The 16,254-nt window shown below is 72.7% G+C and carries 16 protein-coding genes; 7 read left to right on the forward strand and 9 right to left on the reverse strand.

Translation table 11 applies throughout. The features are described 5' to 3' along the window. Positions 1-9 precede the first annotated feature (9 nt). On the reverse strand, positions 10-1,425 hold the full coding sequence (locus tag IO33_RS0109115; RefSeq protein WP_031162319.1) for a GH39 family glycosyl hydrolase: 1,416 nt from the start codon (positions 1,423-1,425) through the stop codon (positions 10-12). Between the two features lie 203 nt (positions 1,426-1,628). On the opposite strand from IO33_RS0109115, the gene IO33_RS0109120 reads away from it, so the two are divergent. Together IO33_RS0109120 and IO33_RS0109125 are read left to right on the forward strand one after the other, a co-directional pair. After that, positions 1,629-2,723 (forward strand): DUF5925 domain-containing protein, encoded by a 1,095-nt coding sequence (locus IO33_RS0109120; RefSeq protein WP_031162322.1) that lies wholly within the window; start codon positions 1,629-1,631, stop codon positions 2,721-2,723. A 15-nt stretch (positions 2,724-2,738) separates the two neighbouring features. Further along, complete coding sequence (locus tag IO33_RS0109125) at positions 2,739-3,509, forward strand: DUF72 domain-containing protein (protein ID WP_031162324.1); 771 nt, start codon at positions 2,739-2,741, stop codon at positions 3,507-3,509. 380 nt (positions 3,510-3,889) lie between these two features. Here the strand turns inward: IO33_RS0109125 and IO33_RS0109130 are convergent, their stop codons facing one another. Further along, positions 3,890-4,258 (reverse strand): GntR family transcriptional regulator, encoded by a 369-nt coding sequence (locus IO33_RS0109130; protein WP_031162326.1) that lies wholly within the window; start codon positions 4,256-4,258, stop codon positions 3,890-3,892. 70 nt (positions 4,259-4,328) lie between these two features. Between IO33_RS0109130 and IO33_RS0109135 the strand changes: the two genes are divergently transcribed. Together IO33_RS0109135 and IO33_RS0109140 are read left to right on the forward strand one after the other, a co-directional pair. Next, positions 4,329-5,258 carry a GNAT family N-acetyltransferase gene (locus tag IO33_RS0109135; protein ID WP_031162328.1) on the forward strand — a complete coding sequence of 310 codons (930 nt, stop codon included), beginning with the start codon at positions 4,329-4,331 and terminating at the stop codon, positions 5,256-5,258. Then, entirely contained in the window at positions 5,239-5,739 is a 501-nt protein-coding gene (locus IO33_RS0109140) for a ribonuclease FAU-1 family protein (protein WP_031162330.1), read from the forward strand. Before IO33_RS0109135 ends, IO33_RS0109140 begins: the two co-directional genes overlap by 20 nt. Before the next feature lie 25 nt (positions 5,740-5,764). Here the strand turns inward: IO33_RS0109140 and IO33_RS0109145 are convergent, their stop codons facing one another. Then, positions 5,765-6,397 carry a class I SAM-dependent methyltransferase gene (locus IO33_RS0109145; protein WP_031162332.1) on the reverse strand — a complete coding sequence of 211 codons (633 nt, stop codon included), beginning with the start codon at positions 6,395-6,397 and terminating at the stop codon, positions 5,765-5,767. A gap of 111 nt (positions 6,398-6,508) precedes the next feature. Here IO33_RS0109145 and IO33_RS53495 point away from each other — a divergent pair, with 111 nt between their 5' ends. Beyond that, the gene (locus tag IO33_RS53495; RefSeq protein ID WP_107069264.1) at positions 6,509-6,643 is read left to right on the forward strand and encodes a hypothetical protein; all 135 of its coding nucleotides are present in this window, start codon (positions 6,509-6,511) and stop codon (positions 6,641-6,643) included. A 14-nt stretch (positions 6,644-6,657) separates the two neighbouring features. On the opposite strand, the gene IO33_RS0109155 is transcribed toward IO33_RS53495, so the two are convergent. After that, the gene (locus tag IO33_RS0109155; protein ID WP_031162334.1) at positions 6,658-7,116 is read right to left on the reverse strand and encodes a GNAT family N-acetyltransferase; all 459 of its coding nucleotides are present in this window, start codon (positions 7,114-7,116) and stop codon (positions 6,658-6,660) included. Further along, complete coding sequence (locus IO33_RS0109160) at positions 7,113-8,399, reverse strand: cytochrome P450 family protein (protein ID WP_051926557.1); 1,287 nt, start codon at positions 8,397-8,399, stop codon at positions 7,113-7,115. The genes IO33_RS0109155 and IO33_RS0109160 overlap by 4 nt, the downstream gene beginning before the upstream one ends. Positions 8,400-8,793: 394 nt before the next feature. Between IO33_RS0109160 and IO33_RS0109165 the strand changes: the two genes are divergently transcribed. Then, entirely contained in the window at positions 8,794-9,786 is a 993-nt protein-coding gene (locus IO33_RS0109165; protein ID WP_031162336.1) for a lytic polysaccharide monooxygenase auxiliary activity family 9 protein, read from the forward strand. Between the two features lie 51 nt (positions 9,787-9,837). On the opposite strand, the gene IO33_RS0109170 is transcribed toward IO33_RS0109165, so the two are convergent. Both IO33_RS0109170 and IO33_RS0109175 read right to left on the reverse strand, forming a co-directional pair. Further along, positions 9,838-10,698, reverse strand: coding sequence for an esterase/lipase family protein (locus IO33_RS0109170; RefSeq protein WP_031162337.1), 861 nt, complete (start codon positions 10,696-10,698; stop codon positions 9,838-9,840). Positions 10,699-10,867: 169 nt separating this feature from the next. Next, positions 10,868-11,314, reverse strand: coding sequence for a MarR family winged helix-turn-helix transcriptional regulator (locus IO33_RS0109175; protein WP_031162338.1), 447 nt, complete (start codon positions 11,312-11,314; stop codon positions 10,868-10,870). A gap of 87 nt (positions 11,315-11,401) precedes the next feature. On the opposite strand from IO33_RS0109175, the gene IO33_RS0109180 reads away from it, so the two are divergent. Continuing rightward, positions 11,402-11,776 carry a cupin domain-containing protein gene (locus tag IO33_RS0109180; protein ID WP_031162339.1) on the forward strand — a complete coding sequence of 125 codons (375 nt, stop codon included), beginning with the start codon at positions 11,402-11,404 and terminating at the stop codon, positions 11,774-11,776. Between the two features lie 17 nt (positions 11,777-11,793). Here IO33_RS0109180 and IO33_RS0109185 read toward each other — a convergent pair whose 3' ends face one another. Next, the gene (locus tag IO33_RS0109185) at positions 11,794-12,768 is read right to left on the reverse strand and encodes a DNA polymerase Y family protein (protein ID WP_031162340.1); all 975 of its coding nucleotides are present in this window, start codon (positions 12,766-12,768) and stop codon (positions 11,794-11,796) included. Next, on the reverse strand, positions 12,765-16,202 hold the full coding sequence (locus IO33_RS0109190; protein WP_031162342.1) for a DNA polymerase III subunit alpha: 3,438 nt from the start codon (positions 16,200-16,202) through the stop codon (positions 12,765-12,767). Before IO33_RS0109190 ends, IO33_RS0109185 begins: the two co-directional genes overlap by 4 nt. Positions 16,203-16,254: the final 52 nt, after the last annotated feature.

The raw sequence follows: 16,254 nt of genomic DNA on the forward strand, positions 1-16,254 counted from the left end.
CCCGGCCGTTCAGCGGTCGAGCCACCTCACCTCGTACGGCCCCATGTCGAACCGCTTGCCGTCGACCTGGGCGCTGATCGTCCGGTTCAGCGTGTTGACCACCAGGGCCGTGCTGCCGCTCGCGAGGACGCGGACGTTGGGCAGGTCGTCCGGGGCCACGGACACGTTCTCGTACCGCGTCCCGGGCGGGAACGCCTTCGCGAACCGGGACACCAGGCCGTACAGGGGCAGGGCCCGGCCGCCGCCGGCACGGTCGGTGGGGGTCCACAGACAGCCGGCGCAGCCGGTGCCCGTCCTGTCCTCCGGGTTCCAGTAGAACCCGGAGTCGGCGCCGCCCTTGACCATGGCGATCATTCCGGTGGCCTGGACGGCGACGCGGTGCGGCTCGGTCCAGCCCTTGCGGTCGTCGTTGCCGTCGCCGGGCTCGACGTAGTACTCGGCCCACCACAGCGGCAGGTCGTGGGTCTGCCGCCGCACCCACGCGCCGACCGCCGTGAGCTTGTCGGTGGCCGCGAACGCGTCGGGCAGCAGCTCGTCGTCGCGGGTGTAGCTGGAGCCGTCGACCACGGTGAAGTCGGCGCCCGCCTTGTGGGCGTTCCAGTACGAGAAGGCGTCGAGCACCCGCTGGTCCATGGCGCCCCAGGGCCCTTTCAGCGCGGTGGAGGCGTTCGCGTCCCGTGCGTCGACGCTGTCCATCACGAGGTAGGGCCCGCCGACCATGATGTCCTTGTCGACCTTCTTCAGCGCCTGGTACACGAGGTTGTACAGCCTGGTGTACCCCTCGTAGTCCCAGCGGCCCCTGGCGTCGTTCCAGAAGCCCTTGAACTCGTTCCAGACGATGAAGTGCTTCACGTCCGGGTAGCGCCGGGCGACGGTGGCGGCGAGGTCGGCGAAGTCCTGGTAGTGGTCGGGGGTGGGTGCCTTCTCCAGGGAGGGCCGGCTCCAGTCCGTGTGGTCGACCCCGGCTCTGCCGCCCTTCATCCAGTCCGGGGAGCAGCACAGGGTGATCACCGGGGTGCCGCCGGAGGCCCGCATGAAGTCGACACGGCGGTCCAGCGCGCCGAAGTCGTAGTGCCCCCGGACCGGTTCGGGGTTGTCGGCGCCCCAGCCCATGATGTGCTGGTTCTGCGCCAGCCCGGCGTTCTGCCCGAGCAGCTGCCGCACGCGCGCGGTGGCGGCCGGGGCGCCCTCGTCGGCGCTGTACTGGGTGTGGGTGAAGCCCCAGCCGACGTACGGCTCGGGTTTCGCGCCGGTGGCGGGGATGCCGTGCACCTTGTCGCCGTCGCGTGTGGTGCCGGCCGTGCTGGGCCCGCCGGACAGCGTGCTGAAGAGGGTCACCATCAGGGCCAGCGCGGCCGCGCCGACACCGAGGAGAGCGGTGAGCCGCCACCGCCGAGCATCCGAATTCCACCCATGGCGTGCCATCAAGGACAACAGTAACGGCGGAACGGGCGGCTCGGGCGGGACTTGGAGACACAGGTGGCGCCGCTCCCGTGGGGGCGCCGCGTCAGGGGCGCGGGGCCGTTCGTGGGCGCGACCGGCCGCGGACGGCCCGCACATCAGAACCCGGCGCTGCCACCCCGGTGAAATGCCGTGCGCACAGTACATCCGTGCCGGATCATGGCGGCATGTCTGCGAACCCACACGACGCTCTGCCGATCCGGCTCCACGTCGACGACTCCGACTCGCCGTCCGACGTCGTCGACGCGCTGTTCCTCGGCCGCTTCGCGACGGGCGAGCAGCCGTACTCGCACGCGGCCAACATCGACCGGGTCCGCTCCGGCGCGACCCTGCTGCCCGACGGCGCCCGTGTGCTGCGGGTCGCCCGTGACGACGACCGCAGCGCCACCCTCGCCGAGGGCGACGGCTGGACGCTGCTGGTCTCCCGCTGGAACCGCGGCGCGGACGTCACGGTGACCGCGACCAGCGCCGAACTGGCCAAGCGGGTCCTGGACCAGGCCACGGACGGCGCCACCGACGAGCCGGAACCCCAGCCCGAGAACGTGACGATGGGCTTCTGGTACGTCTCCCCCAGGCGCGGCCCGCACCGCACCACACGCCAGATCTCCGCGGGGACCTGGGACGAGATCCGGCCCAACTACACGGCTCCGGTGGCGGACGCGATGGACCGCCTGATGAGGACGACCCCCGAGGACATCGCCGGCCGGCTGCTCCTGCTGCACGGCCCGCCCGGCACCGGAAAGACCTCCGCCCTGCGCACGCTGGCCCGCTCCTGGCGCGACTGGTGCCAGGTGGACTGTGTCCTGGACCCGGAGCGGCTCTTCTCCGACGTGGGCTATCTGATGGACATCGCGATCGGCGAGGAGGACAGCGCGGGCAAGGGCCGCTGGCGCCTGCTGCTCCTGGAGGACTGCGACGAGCTGATCCGCGGCGAGGCCAAGCACACGGCGGGCCAGGCCCTGTCCCGGCTGCTGAACCTCACCGACGGCCTGCTCGGCCAGGGCCGTAACGTGCTGGTCGGTGTCACCACCAACGAGGACCTGGAGCGCCTGCACCCGGCCGTGGTCCGCCCGGGCCGCTGTCTGGCCCGCATCGAGGTCGGCGCGCTGACCCGCCGGGAGGCGGTGAACTGGCTGGGCACCGAGGAGGGCGTCGGCCGGGAGGGGGCGACGCTCGCCGAGCTGTACGCGCTGCGCCGGGGCACGGCACCGACCTCGGTGCCGGGGGCCCGGGACGGCGCGGACGCGGGGCTGTACCTGTAGTGCTTTGATGGTGCTGTGACCTTGTTCGTCGGCACCTCCGGGTGGCAGTACAAGGACTGGCGGGACCTCGTCTATCCGGCCGGGGTCCCGGCGCGGCTGTGGCTGGAGGAGTACACGCGGCTGTTCGCCACGGTGGAGATCAACAACGCGTTCTACCGGCTCCCGTCCCGGGAGAACTTCGAGTCCTGGCGGGAACGGGTCCCCGCGGACTTCGTCGTCGCGGTCAAGGCCAGCCGCTACCTCACCCACATCAAGCGGCTGAAGGATCCCGAGGAGCCGGTCCACCGCCTGATGAGCCACGCGGCGGGCCTCGGCGACCGGCTGGGCCCGGTCCTGCTCCAGCTCCCCCCGACCCTGCGCGCCGACCCGTCCCTGCTGGACACCTGCCTGGCCTGCTTCCCGCCCGGTACGAGGGTCGCGGTCGAGCCCCGCCACGACTCCTGGTGGACACCCGAGGTGCGCGAGGTGCTGTCGGCCCGGGGCGCGGCCCTGTGCTGGGCGGATGTGCTGGCCCGCCCGGTCACCCCGCTGTGGCGCACCACCGGCTGGGGGTACGTCCGCTTCCACCAGGGCCGCGCCCACCCCTGGCCCCGCTACGGCCGCCGCTCCCTGGAGACCTGGCTGGACCGCATCGCGACGACCTGGCAGGACGGGGAGGACGTGTACGCGTACTTCAACAACGATCCGGGGGGCGCGGCGGTCCGGGACGCGGTGGCCTTCGGACGGGCTGCGGGGAGGGCGGGTCTGACGGTGACACGCACACCGGAGCCCGCGGCCCTCCGCTGACTCCCGGCCCACACGGACGCCCAGCGGGGCCGGGCGGTGACCACCCGGCCACGACGGTGACTCCCCAGGCCCAGCTCCGGCTCCTCGGCCACAGCCGCGACTTCCCGGCCACAGCGGTGGCTCCTCGGTCGGCAACGGCGCCGGCTCTCCGGCCCCGCCCATGAGTCCCCGGCTCCCCGTGACTCCCCGGCCACGGCCGTGACTCCCGACCTCAGCCACGACTCCCCGGCCCCAGCCACGACTCCCCGGCCCCAGCCACGACTCCCGACCTCAGCCGTGACTCGACTCCTCAGCCTCGGCCGATTCCCTTCCGCCGCAACGGCACTCAGCCGCGACGGCGCTGTCCGGCGGTGCCGAACTCTCCTCAGCCGGGGACCAGGTCACTCCCCGTAAGCCGCCCGCAGGCCATCCCGCACGGCTGCCAACGCCTCCTCCTCGCTGAGCCCGAGCCGCCGCACCCGCTCGGCGTACGCCTGCGCCGCCGAGGACGCCTCGCGCACCGCGGCCGAGCCGGCGGCGGCCACGAACGTGCCGTTGCGCCCCCGCGTCTCGATCACCCCGTCGTTCTCCAGCGCCCGGTACGCCTTGGCCACGGTGTTCACGGCGAGGCCCAGGGACTCGGCCAGCCCCCGCACGGTCGGCAGCCGGTACCCCACCGGCAGCGCACCGGACCTGGCCTGCTCGGAAATCTGCGCCCGCACCTGCTCGTACGGGGGCGCACTGTCATCGATGCGGATCTTCAGGCTCACGGGGCGATTGTCCCGCACCGGGCGGAAAATGAGAGGCAACCCCCTCCGCCTCCGCCTACCGTTCCTGCTCATGACAGTGATCGTGCGCGACCTGCGCCCCGATGTGCCGGCTGACACCGAGGGCTTCGCCCGGGTCCGCCATCTGGCCCTTCCCTACATCCTGTTCACCCCGGACTCGATCCGCCACAACGCCCTCCACCTGCCGCCCGAGGCGCGTTACCGTCCGCTGATCGCGGAAGAGGACGGCGAGGTGATCGGCACGGCGCAGGTCCATCTGGCCCACGACAGCACCGAGCCGGGCCAGGGCCTGCTGAACATCTACGTCCGGCCGGACCGGACCGGTCGCGGCGCCGGCCGGCTCCTGCTGCGGGCAGCCGAGGAGCACCTGACCGCCCAGGGAGCGACCCGGCTGTTCAGCTGGGTCCTCGACGAGCCGGCCAACCGCGCCTTCGCCGAGGGCCACGGCTACCGCAGCAGCCGGTCCGCCCACTTCCTGCGCCTCGACCTGGCGGACTCCGCCCTCCCTCCCGTTCCCGAAACCCCGCCGGGCATCGAGCTGCGGACGGCCGCGGACTTCGCGGACGATCCGCGCCCGCTGTTCGAACTGGACGCGGAGACGATGCGGGACGAACCGGGTGACCTCGACTACGAGTACAGCGACTACGAGGCCTGGACCGAGCAGTACTGGAAGCATCCGCTGCTGAACCACGACCTGACGGTGGTCGCGTGCGCCGAGGGCCGTCCTGTCGCCTTCAGCGTGGCCTACACCGACGGCGGCACCCGCTACACCACCGCGATGACCGGCACCGCCCGGTCCCACCGCGGGCGCGGACTGGCCAAGCTCGCCAAGATCCACTCCTTGTACCGGGCCCGGGCGGCCGGCATCACCGAGGCGTTCACGGGCAACGACGCCGGGAACGAGCCGATGATCGCGATCAACAGGTGGCTCGGCTACGACATCTGCGCGACGGAGGTGCGCTATGCCCTCGATCTCGTCTGAACCGACGGTCTGGTGGGAGGTCGTGCTGGTCAAGGCGGGCCGGACGAAGATCCGCTATCCGGCCGCGCTGGTCCAGGACGACGGCACCCGCGTCACCGTACGCGCGCCCTGGGCGGGCTCCGGCGTCCGCGACTTCGGCTTCGTCCGCTTCGAACCCGGGGACGTCTTCACCGAGTACTACTGGCTCGACCGCTGGTACTCGGTGAAGGAGGTCCGCGCCGCGGACGGCACCCTGAAGGGCTGGTACTGCGACATCACCCGTCCGGCGGTCCGCGGCGACGGTGAACTGGTCGTGGAGGACCTCGACCTGGACCTGTGGCGCTCCGCCGACGGCACGGACGTACGGCGTCTGGACGAGGACGAGTTCGCCGAGAGCGGGCTCACGCGGACGGACCCGGAGGCCGCGTCCGCCGCCGTGGCCGCCCTCGGCGAGCTGGAGACACTGGCCCGCACCGGCGGTTTCGAGGCGCTGCTGGTCTGACCCCCTCAGCCGCCGCCGGCCGCTCTCACACCGTCGCCACCACCGCGTACCGCTCGTCGTCCACGTCCCTCCCCCACAGCAGAGGGTCGCCGGACAGTCGCTCCACGCGTACGTCGGGGCTCAGCGGTGCCAGCAGCGCGGCGAGCCGGCCGGCGGGTATGCCGACGGGGTGGAGGGCGCCCCAGACGCCCTCCACCAGCACGAAACGGCCTCCCGGCCGCAGCAGGTCCCGCCAGTGCCGCAGCACCCGGTCGGGCCCCGGCAGCGTCCAGAGCACATGCCGCACGAGGACCACGTCGAAGCGCTGCTCCCCCACCGGCGGAGCCCCCGCCTCCCCGTGCAGGACCACCGCGTCGCGCCCGGCGAGCTTGGCGCGGGCCCGCTCGACCATCGCCCAGGACGCGTCGACGCCCGTCACCCGGTGTCCCTGTTCGGCCGCGAGGAGCGACAGGCTGCCGGTGCCGCAGCCGAGGTCGAGGACGTCGGCGGGGCGCTCGGGCAGCCAGGAGCGGAGCCGGTCCGCCCAGGCCGCGCGCACCAAGGGGTCGCGCAGGCCGTGGTCCGGTTCCTCGTCGAAGGCGGCCGCTTCGGCGTCCCAGTCCAGATCGCGGAGTTCGGGGGCGCCCGCCGCACCTGCTCGGGCAGTCTCGTTCGTCATGCCGCAAGAGTGACACCCGCCACTGACAACCCGGCTCCGATGAGGAACGCTCCCCAGGAGCGTCTACCTTCGCGACAACGCGGAACTCGGTAGGCACTGAAGGAGGCAGCCATGCGCCGCGTAACCGTGCACAGGCCCCTGAAGAGGACGGACAGCCGCCGGATCCACGACGAGGCGGAGGAGCGCCCCACGGGGCGCCCCGAAGTGCGCAAGGACATCGCGCGCACCTGGTGGCCCGACGGTTGACACCGCTGGGACCGTCAGTCCAGCCGCTTGCGGTAGTGAATCCGGTCGTACGGCCCGTCGACGCGGCGTTCCACGACCTCGTACCCGTACTTCGGATAGATCTTCTGGTTCTCCCACATCAACGCGTTCGTGTAGAGCCTGATCTCGCCGAGCCCGAGCTCACGCGCGCGGGCGTCGACGAAGTGCAGCAGCCGCCGCCCGACGCCCGTGCCATGGGCGTCGGGCCGGACGGCGATGCTGTCCAGGAAGAGATATCCGGCGAACGCCTCGATCACCACGAGCCCTTGGACGGGCTCTCCGGTGACGAACACCTTCCCGGCGGCCACGTTGGCGGCATGGTCCGCCTCCATGGGCTGCGGCACCACGCCGATGCGCTCGATGTAGGGCTGATAGGCCGCGTCCGTCACCGCCCCGACGGCCGCCACATCACCACCGACGGCCGCCCGCACGCGCTCCGGGTCATTCCCGCTCATGGCCGCACGTCACCTGTCCGAGCGCGGTCCGAGCCGGGTTCCTGCGGGCGTCCCGGGCGGACCGGGAGCGCTTCGACGCTGTTGCCGATGAAGCTGCGCTGGCGGGGCAGTTCGGCCTCGGGGACGGCGAGGTCGAGGTCCGGGAAGCGGGTGAAGAGCCGTTCCAGGGCGATCGTGGCCTCAAGGCGGGCGAGCGGGGCGCCCACGCAGTAGTGCGCGCCCTGTCCGAAGGAGAGGTGCCGGGCCGCGCCGGGCCGGGTGACGTCGAAGCGGTCGGCGTCCGGGCCGTGGAAGGCCGCGTCGCGCCCGGCGGCGGTGTAGCCGGCGAGGACGGGGGTGCCCTGCGGGATCACGGTGCCGCCGAGGGCCAGGTCGCGGGTGGGGTAGCGGAAGGGGAACCAGCTGACCGGGCCGTCCCAGCGCAGCGTCTCGTCCACCACGTCCGACCAGCCGGCCTTGCCCTCCAGGACCAGCGCCAGCTGGTCGCGGTGGGTGCACAGGGCCCGTACGGCATTGCTGATCAGGTTGAGGGTGGTCTCGTGCCCGGCGACCAGCATCAGGCGCATGGTGCCGATGAGTTCGGCCTCGCTGAGCCGGTCACCGCCGTCCTCGCGGGCGGCTATCAGGGCGCTGGTCAGGTCGTCGCCGGGGGCGGCCCGGCGGGCGGCCGCGATCGTGCCGAGCAGCTCGACGAGTTCGTGGACGGCGGCCATCACCTGCGCCGGGGTGGTGTCGGTGGCGATGACCACCGTGTAGGTGAGGTCGTGCAGCCGGCCGCGGTGCTCGGGGTCCACGCCGAGCAGCTCGCAGATGACGCTCATCGGGAGCGGGAGCGCGAAGTGGGTGCGCAGGTCCGCGACGCCGTGCGGGTCCTCGGCGGCGGCCTGGCCGAGGTCGTCGAGGAGGCCGGCTGTCAGCTCCTCGACGCGCGGCCGCAGCCGCTCCACCTGGCGGGCGGTGAAGGCGTTGCCGACGAGGGAGCGCAGCCGGCGGTGGTCGGCGCCGTCGGCGGTGTGCATGCCCTGGGCGTCGGCGAAGACCCGCAGCGGCCAGTCGGCGGGGATCGTGCCGTCGTTCAGGGCCGGGCAGTGGCGGGCGTCCTTGGCCACGTCGGGGTGGGAGAGGAACTCCTTGAGCGCGTCGTACCCCAGGACGACCGCCGCGGGCACCCCGCCGGGCAGGACGATGTCCGCAACGGGCCCCCGACCCCGCAGGTCGGCGTTCAGAGCGTGCGGGCAGCCGCCGGCGGGGTCGACGACGTGAGCGGAGGTATGCGTGGACAAGCCGGGACTCCTGACCGTATGGACGAATACCGGCCAACAGTGGGGCACCAAAGGCCAGTTGCACAAGTTCCCCCAGGTCAACACCTGAACGGGAGGCAAGTGACGGCGCGCGGACGAGCTGCTCAACGCCCTGCCGGGAGCCGATCGGGGAGCCGACCGGGACGTCCGGCGGCGAACGGCCCCGACCCGGCGCGGACGGTCGCGCTGCTCAGCCGCAGGTGGGCGACAAGGTTCCTCCTCCCCTTCCTGAGCCCCCGGTTAGTCCGGCCTTAACGGCACCATAAGGATCGCCTCCACCCGCCTTCAGCAGGCGATTTCCCGGATTCCCGGGGCTAGTTTCGGATCACCCCACGGGATCCAGACCCGCCGGAGGACCGTCTACGAGGAGTTCCGCATGTCCGCTCGTGCCCGTCGCGCGGCCGCCGTCGTCGTCGTGCTCGGTCTGCCGCCGCTCGCCCTGACCGTGCTCGCCGCCGCCCCCGCGTCCGCGCACGGTTCGATGGGGGATCCCGTCAGCCGGGTCTCGCAGTGCTACGCGGAGGGGCCGGAGAGCCCGAGGTCGGCCGCGTGCCGGGCGGCCGTCGCGGCCGGGGGTGCGCAGGCGCTCTACGACTGGAACGGCGTCCGGATCGGCGACGCGGCCGGCCGGCACCGGCAGCTGATCCCGGACGGCAAGCTGTGCAGCGCGGACAACGAGGAGTTCAAGGGTCTCGACCTGGCCCGGGGCGACTGGCCCGCCACGCGCGTGCACCGCGGGTCGTACACCTTCAGGTACCGGGTGACCGCCCCGCACAAAGGCACCTTCAAGGTCTACCTGACCAAGCCCGGTTACGCCCCCGCGAAGCCGCTGGCCTGGTCCGGGCTGGATCTGGGGCACCCGGTGGCCACGGTCACCGACCCGGTCGCCTCGGGCGGTTTCTACACGTTCTCCGGCACGCTTCCCGCGCGGTCCGGGCGGCAGTTGCTGTACGCGGTATGGCAGCGCTCGGACAGTCCGGAGGCGTTCTACTCCTGCTCGGACGTGGACTTCGGCGGTGCCGGTACGGGGCACACGGGCACCGGCCCCGCTCCGACGGCCTCCGCGCCCTCCGACCAGCAGATCGCGGCCGGTGCCGGCAAGTCGACGATGCGGCACCACGGTCACGGCGGCGACGGCACGCCGGCCCGGCGACCGACGCCGTATACGACGCGGGGGGCCGCGCGGCAGGCCGCCGCCGCTTCCTTCGCGCCCGAGGCGGCGGGTTCCTCGGACAACCTCGCCGAGACCGGTGCCTCCTCGGGCACCTCGTACGTCGCACTCGGCGGCGCGGCGGCGCTGGCGCTCGGTTCGGCTGCGCTGTTCCTGTCGGTGCGACGGCGCGCGGCGGGTGGCGCCCACCGCGGGTGAGGGTTCCGGGGCCTGTCCGGCGGCTCAGGTCGGGCAGGCCCCGGCGGCACGTCAGCTGAAGGCCGACGCGCAGGTGGTGGCCGTGGCGTGGGCCGTGTCGAGCGCGTTGGCCACCTCGTGGAAGGCGATGCGGTCGAACAGGCCGATCGCGACGTGCTCGGAGAGGTCGAGCGGGCACAGGTCCTGGAGCAGGACGTTGTGGACGTCGGAGCCGCTCAGGTACTGGCTCCGCCAGGGGGTGGCCACCTCGTCGTACTTGGTGGCGATGACCGTGTAGTGCACGCCGGGGACGGTGTCGCCGTCCGCGTTGAGCTTGGAGAGGAAGCCGGAGCCGGGGATCTGGTCGGCGAGGCCGGGGGTGGTGGCCTTGATCAGGTCGCCGGCGCCGGGGAAGTACGGCAGCAGGTGGGTGAGGCCGCTCAGACTGGCGCCGTGGTTGTCCGGGGCCAGTCCGACGAGGGCGTTCACCTTGGCGGCTCCGCCGAGGAACTTCAGGTAGTAGCGGGGCATCATGCCGCCCTGGGAGTGCCCGACGAGGTCGGCCTTGCCGGTGCCGGTCGCGGCGAGGACCCTGTCGACGAAGGCGGAGAGCTGCTCGGCCGACTTGTCGATGGGGCCGAGGCCGTAGAAGAGGGGAACGCCGGACAACTGGCCGTAGTCGAGGGAGAAGACGCAGTATCCGCGGTCCTTCAGGTACGGGGCGAGGGAGAGCCAGTTGTCGACGGAGTTGCCCAGAGTGCCGTGCACCAGGACGACCGGGCGGGGATGGGTGGCGGAGGGCTTGCAGGAGAAGTCGTTCCAGCCGCTGCTCGGGGCGTCGGAGGCGTGGGCGGCGGCGGCCGGAACGGTGGCGACGGCGGCGGTGAGGAGCAGTGCGGCGAGGGGTCTGAGCGCTCTCTTCCAGGGCAGCATCGTGTGATCTCCTTGCGGCTCAAGGGAGGTGCGACGGCCTTACCTTGTGATCCGGATCACGAGGATGCTGTTCACTTGTCAAGTTACGGGCGAGTAGTGCAAGTGTGAAGTTACGCGTCAGTAAAAACTTCCAGTGATAACCAGCGCCCCACCGGACCCTGACGGATCGTCACCAGACGGGCCTGATCGGACCATGGGGAGCGATCCGCGCCAAACGCTCCCCCAGCGCACGCACCTCCCCCTCGCCCAGCCGCCCGGCCCACTCGCCGACCACCTCGGCCGCCGCCTCCTCGGCCGCCCGGGTGCAGGTCCACCCGCGTTCGGTCAGCACGATCAGCCGGGCGCGCGCGTCGTCGGGATGCGGCCTGCGCTCGGCGTACCCCTTGCGCACGATCTCGTCCACCAGCTGGCTCGCCGCCTGCTTGGTCACCCCGAGGTGCGCGGCGAGGTCGGTGACGGTGGCGCCGCCCGGGGCGAGCCGCGCGAAGGCGAAGCCGTGGGCGGGCCGCAGGTCGGTGAAGCCACGGGCGGTCACCCCGTCGTGGATGCGTTGCGTGAGGTCGCCCGCGACGGCGAGCAGGGCGGCGGACAGGGCCATGGCTTCGGAGTTCTGCACGGAGGCATTGAAACACCCTTGACAGGAAGGTCAAGCAGCTTGACCATATAGTCAAGCCACTTGACCTTATGAACGGAGACCACCGCCATGCCCATCGTCCGCTCGTCGGCCGCCGTCACCCACGAGATCCACGGCGCCCGCTTCGTCTCGTACGCCACCCCGCTCACCGGCAGCAAGGAGCTGTGCGCCTGGCGCGGTGAGATCCCGGCCGGCACCAAGGCGCCCGCGCACACCGTCGACCGGGAGGAGATCTTCCATCTGCTCGTCGGCGAGCTGCTGATGACCCTGGACGGTCACACCGAACGGATCGCGGCGGGCGACACGGTGATCGTCAACCCCGGTGCGACCCTGGCCGTGGAGAACCCCACCGACCACACCGCGATCTCCTGGGTCACCACCTCCATCGGCCTGGAGGCACGGCTCGCCGACGGCACCCGCATCACCCCGCCCTGGGCCAACTAGGGCGTCACCATGGGGAGTTACGCGGCCAAGGTGCCCGGCATCACCGCCCTGGGCCCGAACTTCGCCCGCACGCGGTCCGCGACCTCCTCGATACGGCGGACCTTCTCGTCCACGGGGTCGAAGGTGAGCTGGTGGGAGGCCTGGTCGGCGGGGGCCAGGCCCTCCGCGCGCAGGGCGAGCGCGCGGACCCGGGCGCGCTGCAGGCCGAGCGCCTCGTACATGCCGTAGGCCGCCTCGGTCAGGGCCGCCGAGTGCGCGGTCGGCTCCCTCAGGGTGCGGCTGCGGGTGGTCGAGGAGCGGTCCGCGTAGCGCACGGTGAGGGTCAGGGTGCGGCAGACCTTCTCCACCGCCCGCAGCCGGCCGCCCAGTTCCTCGGCGGCGGACAGCAGCGCCCTGCGGTGCCGGCCGGGGTCCAGTTCGTCGATGCCGAAGGCGCGTTCCGCCGTCAGCGACCGGGAGACGGCGTTCGGCACGACCCGGCCCCGGTCGAGGCCGCTCGCCCGCTCCCTCAGCTCGCGGCCCGCCTTCGCGCCGATCAGCCGCTGGAGCGTGGACAGCGGCGCGGCGGCGACCAGGCCCAGGGTGTCCAGGCCGTACTCGCCCAGGGTGCGCGCCGTCGCCGTGCCGACGCCGGGCAGCGCGGACACGGGCCGCTCGGCGAGGAACGCGGCGATGCCCTCCGGGTCCTCGGGTACGGCACACGTCACCCCCGGCCGGGCGTCCCGCAGCGCCACCCGGGCCAGCGTCGGCCCCGGACCGGCGCCGATCACGCAGTCGACGCCGTACCGGGCGAGGGCGCGCACCCGGATCACCGAGGCCAGCTCCACCGCGCTGCGCCCGAAGTACCGCTCGGCCCCGCGCAGGTCGGCCAGCGCCCCGTCCGGGGGCAGCGCCTCCACGACCGGGGTGAAGTCCTCCAGCAGACCGAGCAGTCCCGGCAGGGCCGCCTCGTACATCGGCGGCAGCTGGAAACGTACGCAGAGAATGGTCATCCCGCACTCCCCGGACTCTGGTGCCACAACTTCCGTATGGCAGCAGGCCCTTGTGAGGCCTCCTGCCCCGCGGGCCGCAGATCGGCCCACGGATGCATCTCGTATCCGGTCGGCAGCTGGATCCGCCGCCCACCGGCCGGATCGCCGCCCGCGCCCTCGGCCACCGGCTCCGCGAGCCGCGCCGCCACCTCGTCGAGACCGCCCGCGGCCCGCAGCTCCACCAGCTCGGCGAGGTTCCAGGCGGCGGAACCCACCACGCTCAGGCTGCGCGGACCACGCCGCTGCACCACTCCGCGCACCAGCAGCAGCCATGAATGGAAGACGGTGTGGGCGCACGCCTCGTGCGAGTCGTCGAAGAACGCCAGATCGACCAGCCCCGTGCCGTCGTCCAGCGTGGAGAAGACGACCCGTTTGCCGGAGCGGATCGGCGGGGTCTGGGTGGCCGCCTTGGCGCCCGCGACCAGCACGGTCTCGCCGTGCCGCAGCTCGCGCAGCCGGCGCGCGGAGACCACGCCCAGCTCCTTGAGGAACTCCCGGTGGTCGTCCATCAGATTGCGCGAGGCGTCCATGGACAGCACGCCCAGCTCGGCGCTGAGCCGTTCCGCCGACGTCAGATCCGGCAGGCCGGCCGAGGCGGTCCTCCGCCCGCCCGCCAGGGGAAGCTGCCCGCCGCCACCGCCCCGGGCACCCCGGTGCAGTTCGGTCAGATGCAGCTGCAGATCCCGCCGGTTGGCGCCGAAGGCGTCCAGCGCCCCCACCTGAGCGAGTCTTTGGGCCAACGGCCGGCTCGGCCGGGCCCGCTCCCAGAAGTCCACCAGCGAGGAGTACGGCTGCCCGGCCGCGATCCGTTCGGCCTCGGCCTCGCTGATGCCGTGCACATCGCGGAGGGCGAGCCGCAGCCCCCACAGCTCGGGCTCGGACACCAGTTCGACCCGATGGGTGGACCCGGACACATTCACGTCCAACGGCAGGATCGGCACCCCACGCCGCCGCGCGTCGGCCAGCAGCAGCCGCTTCGGATACATCCCGGGGTCGTGCGTGAGCAGCCCGGCGTAGAAGGCGGCCGGATGATGCGCCTTCAGCCAGGCCGACTGGTACGTCGGCACGGCGAAGGCGACCGCATGTGCCTTGCAGAACCCGTAGGACCCGAACGCCGCCACGATCTCCCAGGTCCGCCGGATCGTTTCCGCGCTGTACCCCCGAGCCGCCGCGGCCTGCGCGAACCACACCTTGATCCGCCCCTGCGACTCCGGGTCGGACAGGCCGCGCCGCACCCGGTCGGCCTCGCCCCGCCCGCACCCGGTCAGGACAGCGACGATCTCGATGACCTGCTCGTGGAAGACGACGACGCCGTACGTCCCCTCCAGCGCCTCTTCCAGATCCGGGTGCGGACAGCGCACCGGGGCCCGCCCGTGCCGTGCCTCGATGAACGGCCGCACCATGTCGGCGGCCACGGGGCCGGGCCGGAACAGCGAGATGTCGACGACCAGATCGTGAAAGGTGCTCGGCTGCAGCCGCCCCACCAGATCCCGCTGGCCCGGCGACTCGATCTGGAAGCAGCCCAGCGTCTCGGTGGACCTGATCAGCCGGTACGTCTCCGGATCCCCCTCCGGCACCGCGTCCAGATCGATCCGCTCCCCGCTCACCCGCTCCACCTCGGCGACCGCGTGCGCCATCGCCGACTGCATCCGTACGCCCAGCACATCCAGCTTGAGCAGCCCGAGGTCCTCCACGTCCTCCTTGTCGAACTGCGACATCGGCAGCCCCTCACCGCTGGTCGGCACCACCGGCGTACGAGCGAGGAGCGAGGCGTCGGACAGCAGCACCCCGCACGGATGCATGGCGACCCCGCGCGGCAGGGCGTCGAGCGCCTCGACCAGCTCCCACAGCCTGCCGTACCGCTCCCCCTCCCGCCGGAACTCCCTCGCGAGCTGCTTCAGCTCGGGCAGCTCCTCCAGCGCGGCCCGCGCGTCCCGGGCCCGAATGTGCGGAAAGGACTTGGCCACCCGGTCGATCTCGGCCGGGTCCATGGACAGCGCGGCCCCCACATCCCGGATGGCATGGCGCACCCGATAGGTCTCCGGCATGGACACGGTCGCGACCCGCTCGGTGCCGAACCGGCCGATGATCGCCCGGTAGACCTCCAGCCGGCGCGCGGACTCCACATCGATGTCGATGTCCGGCAGCACGACGCGCTCCTTGGACAGGAAGCGCTCCATCAGCAACCCGTGCTCGACCGGATCGGCGTGCGCGATGCCCAGAAGGTGATTGACGAGGGAGCCCGCACCGGAGCCGCGGGCGGCCACCCGGATCCCCATGCGCCGCACGTCGTCGACCACCTGGGCAACCGTCAGGAAGTAGGAGGCGAAACCGTGGTGAGCGATGATGTCCAGCTCGTGGTGCATCCGCTCCCAGTACGCGCGTCTCCCGCCGTACCCGAGTCGCACCATCCCCGCCACCGCCCGCGAGGCGAGGGCCCGCTGGGCGGTACGCCGCCCGGCGCCCACCAGATGCGCCTCGGGAAAGTGAACGGTCCCGACACCGAGGTCCCCCTCGGGGTCGACCCGGCACTCCTCGGCCGTGGCCAGGGTCTGCTCCATCAGCCGCAGGGCGGCCTCCCGCCGGTACCCGGCGGCCTCCACCACCCGCTCGGCGACCCCCGCCATCGCCCGCGCGTCCTTCAGCCACGCCTCCCCGGAGTCCAGCTGCCCGCGCGGGTCGACCGGAACCAGCCGACGGGCGGCATCCAGCACATCGGCGACCGGGCCCGCCCCCGGATCGGCGTACCGGACGGCGTTGCCGAGCACCGGGCGCACCCCCTGTTCGGCGGCGAACCCGACGGTACGGGCGGCCAGCCGCAGGGAGCCGGGCCCCGTACCCGTACGCCCGTGCCACACGGCCTCCAGCCGCAGCGCGTCACCGTAGACCTCACGCCACGCACCCAGCAGCCTCGCGGCCCGGTCGGGACGCCCCGCCGCGAGGGCCCGCCCCACATCCGACCCCGGCCCGAGCAGCACGGTCAGCCCGTCACCGTGGTTGCCCGGCCAGGGCAGCTCGGGCACACCCCCGCCCGCGTGCGCCGCCGAGACGATCCGGCACAGATCAGCCCAGCCCCGGGCGCCGTCCCGGGCGAGAAAGGTCACCCGAGGGGCCGACTCGTCGACGAAGGCCCCGCCCCGCACCGGCGCCCGCCGCCGCTCACGCCGTACGGCCTCGGCCTCGCCCACCGCCAGATCCACCCCGAAGACCGGCCGCACCCCCACCCCGGCGCAGGCCTTGGCGAAGCGCACCGCACCGGCGACGGTGTCACGGTCGGTGAGAGCGAGGGCGTCCATCCCCCGCTCCGAGGCGCGCTCGGCCAGCCGCTCCGGATGGGATGCCCCGTATCTCAGGGAGAACCCGGAGACGGTGTGCAGATGCGCGAAGCCCGGCACACGCACCTCCCGCACTCGTGAGCCCCGAAACAGCTCTCGAACATCAGTTCCC

Source organism: Streptomyces durhamensis (genome assembly GCF_000725475.1).
In the GTDB taxonomy this organism is placed as follows: Bacteria; Actinomycetota; Actinomycetes; order Streptomycetales; family Streptomycetaceae; genus Streptomyces; species Streptomyces filipinensis.

What these genes read in the sequence shown, in the direction of transcription:
- IO33_RS0109115 (WP_031162319.1), bottom strand. Translation starts at nt 1,425, where the DNA reads ATGGCACGCCATGGGTGGAATTCGGATGCTCGGCGGTGGCGGCTCACC.
- IO33_RS0109120 (WP_031162322.1), top strand. Translation starts at nt 1,629, where the DNA reads ATGTCTGCGAACCCACACGACGCTCTGCCGATCCGGCTCCACGTCGAC.
- IO33_RS0109135 (WP_031162328.1), top strand. Translation starts at nt 4,329, where the DNA reads ATGACAGTGATCGTGCGCGACCTGCGCCCCGATGTGCCGGCTGACACC.
- IO33_RS0109140 (WP_031162330.1), top strand. Translation starts at nt 5,239, where the DNA reads ATGCCCTCGATCTCGTCTGAACCGACGGTCTGGTGGGAGGTCGTGCTG.
- IO33_RS0109145 (WP_031162332.1), bottom strand. Translation starts at nt 6,397, where the DNA reads ATGACGAACGAGACTGCCCGAGCAGGTGCGGCGGGCGCCCCCGAACTC.
- IO33_RS53495 (WP_107069264.1), top strand. Translation starts at nt 6,509, where the DNA reads ATGCGCCGCGTAACCGTGCACAGGCCCCTGAAGAGGACGGACAGCCGC.
- IO33_RS0109155 (WP_031162334.1), bottom strand. Translation starts at nt 7,116, where the DNA reads ATGAGCGGGAATGACCCGGAGCGCGTGCGGGCGGCCGTCGGTGGTGAT.
- IO33_RS0109165 (WP_031162336.1), top strand. Translation starts at nt 8,794, where the DNA reads ATGTCCGCTCGTGCCCGTCGCGCGGCCGCCGTCGTCGTCGTGCTCGGT.
- IO33_RS0109170 (WP_031162337.1), bottom strand. Translation starts at nt 10,698, where the DNA reads ATGCTGCCCTGGAAGAGAGCGCTCAGACCCCTCGCCGCACTGCTCCTC.
- IO33_RS0109180 (WP_031162339.1), top strand. Translation starts at nt 11,402, where the DNA reads ATGCCCATCGTCCGCTCGTCGGCCGCCGTCACCCACGAGATCCACGGC.
- IO33_RS0109185 (WP_031162340.1), bottom strand. Translation starts at nt 12,768, where the DNA reads ATGACCATTCTCTGCGTACGTTTCCAGCTGCCGCCGATGTACGAGGCG.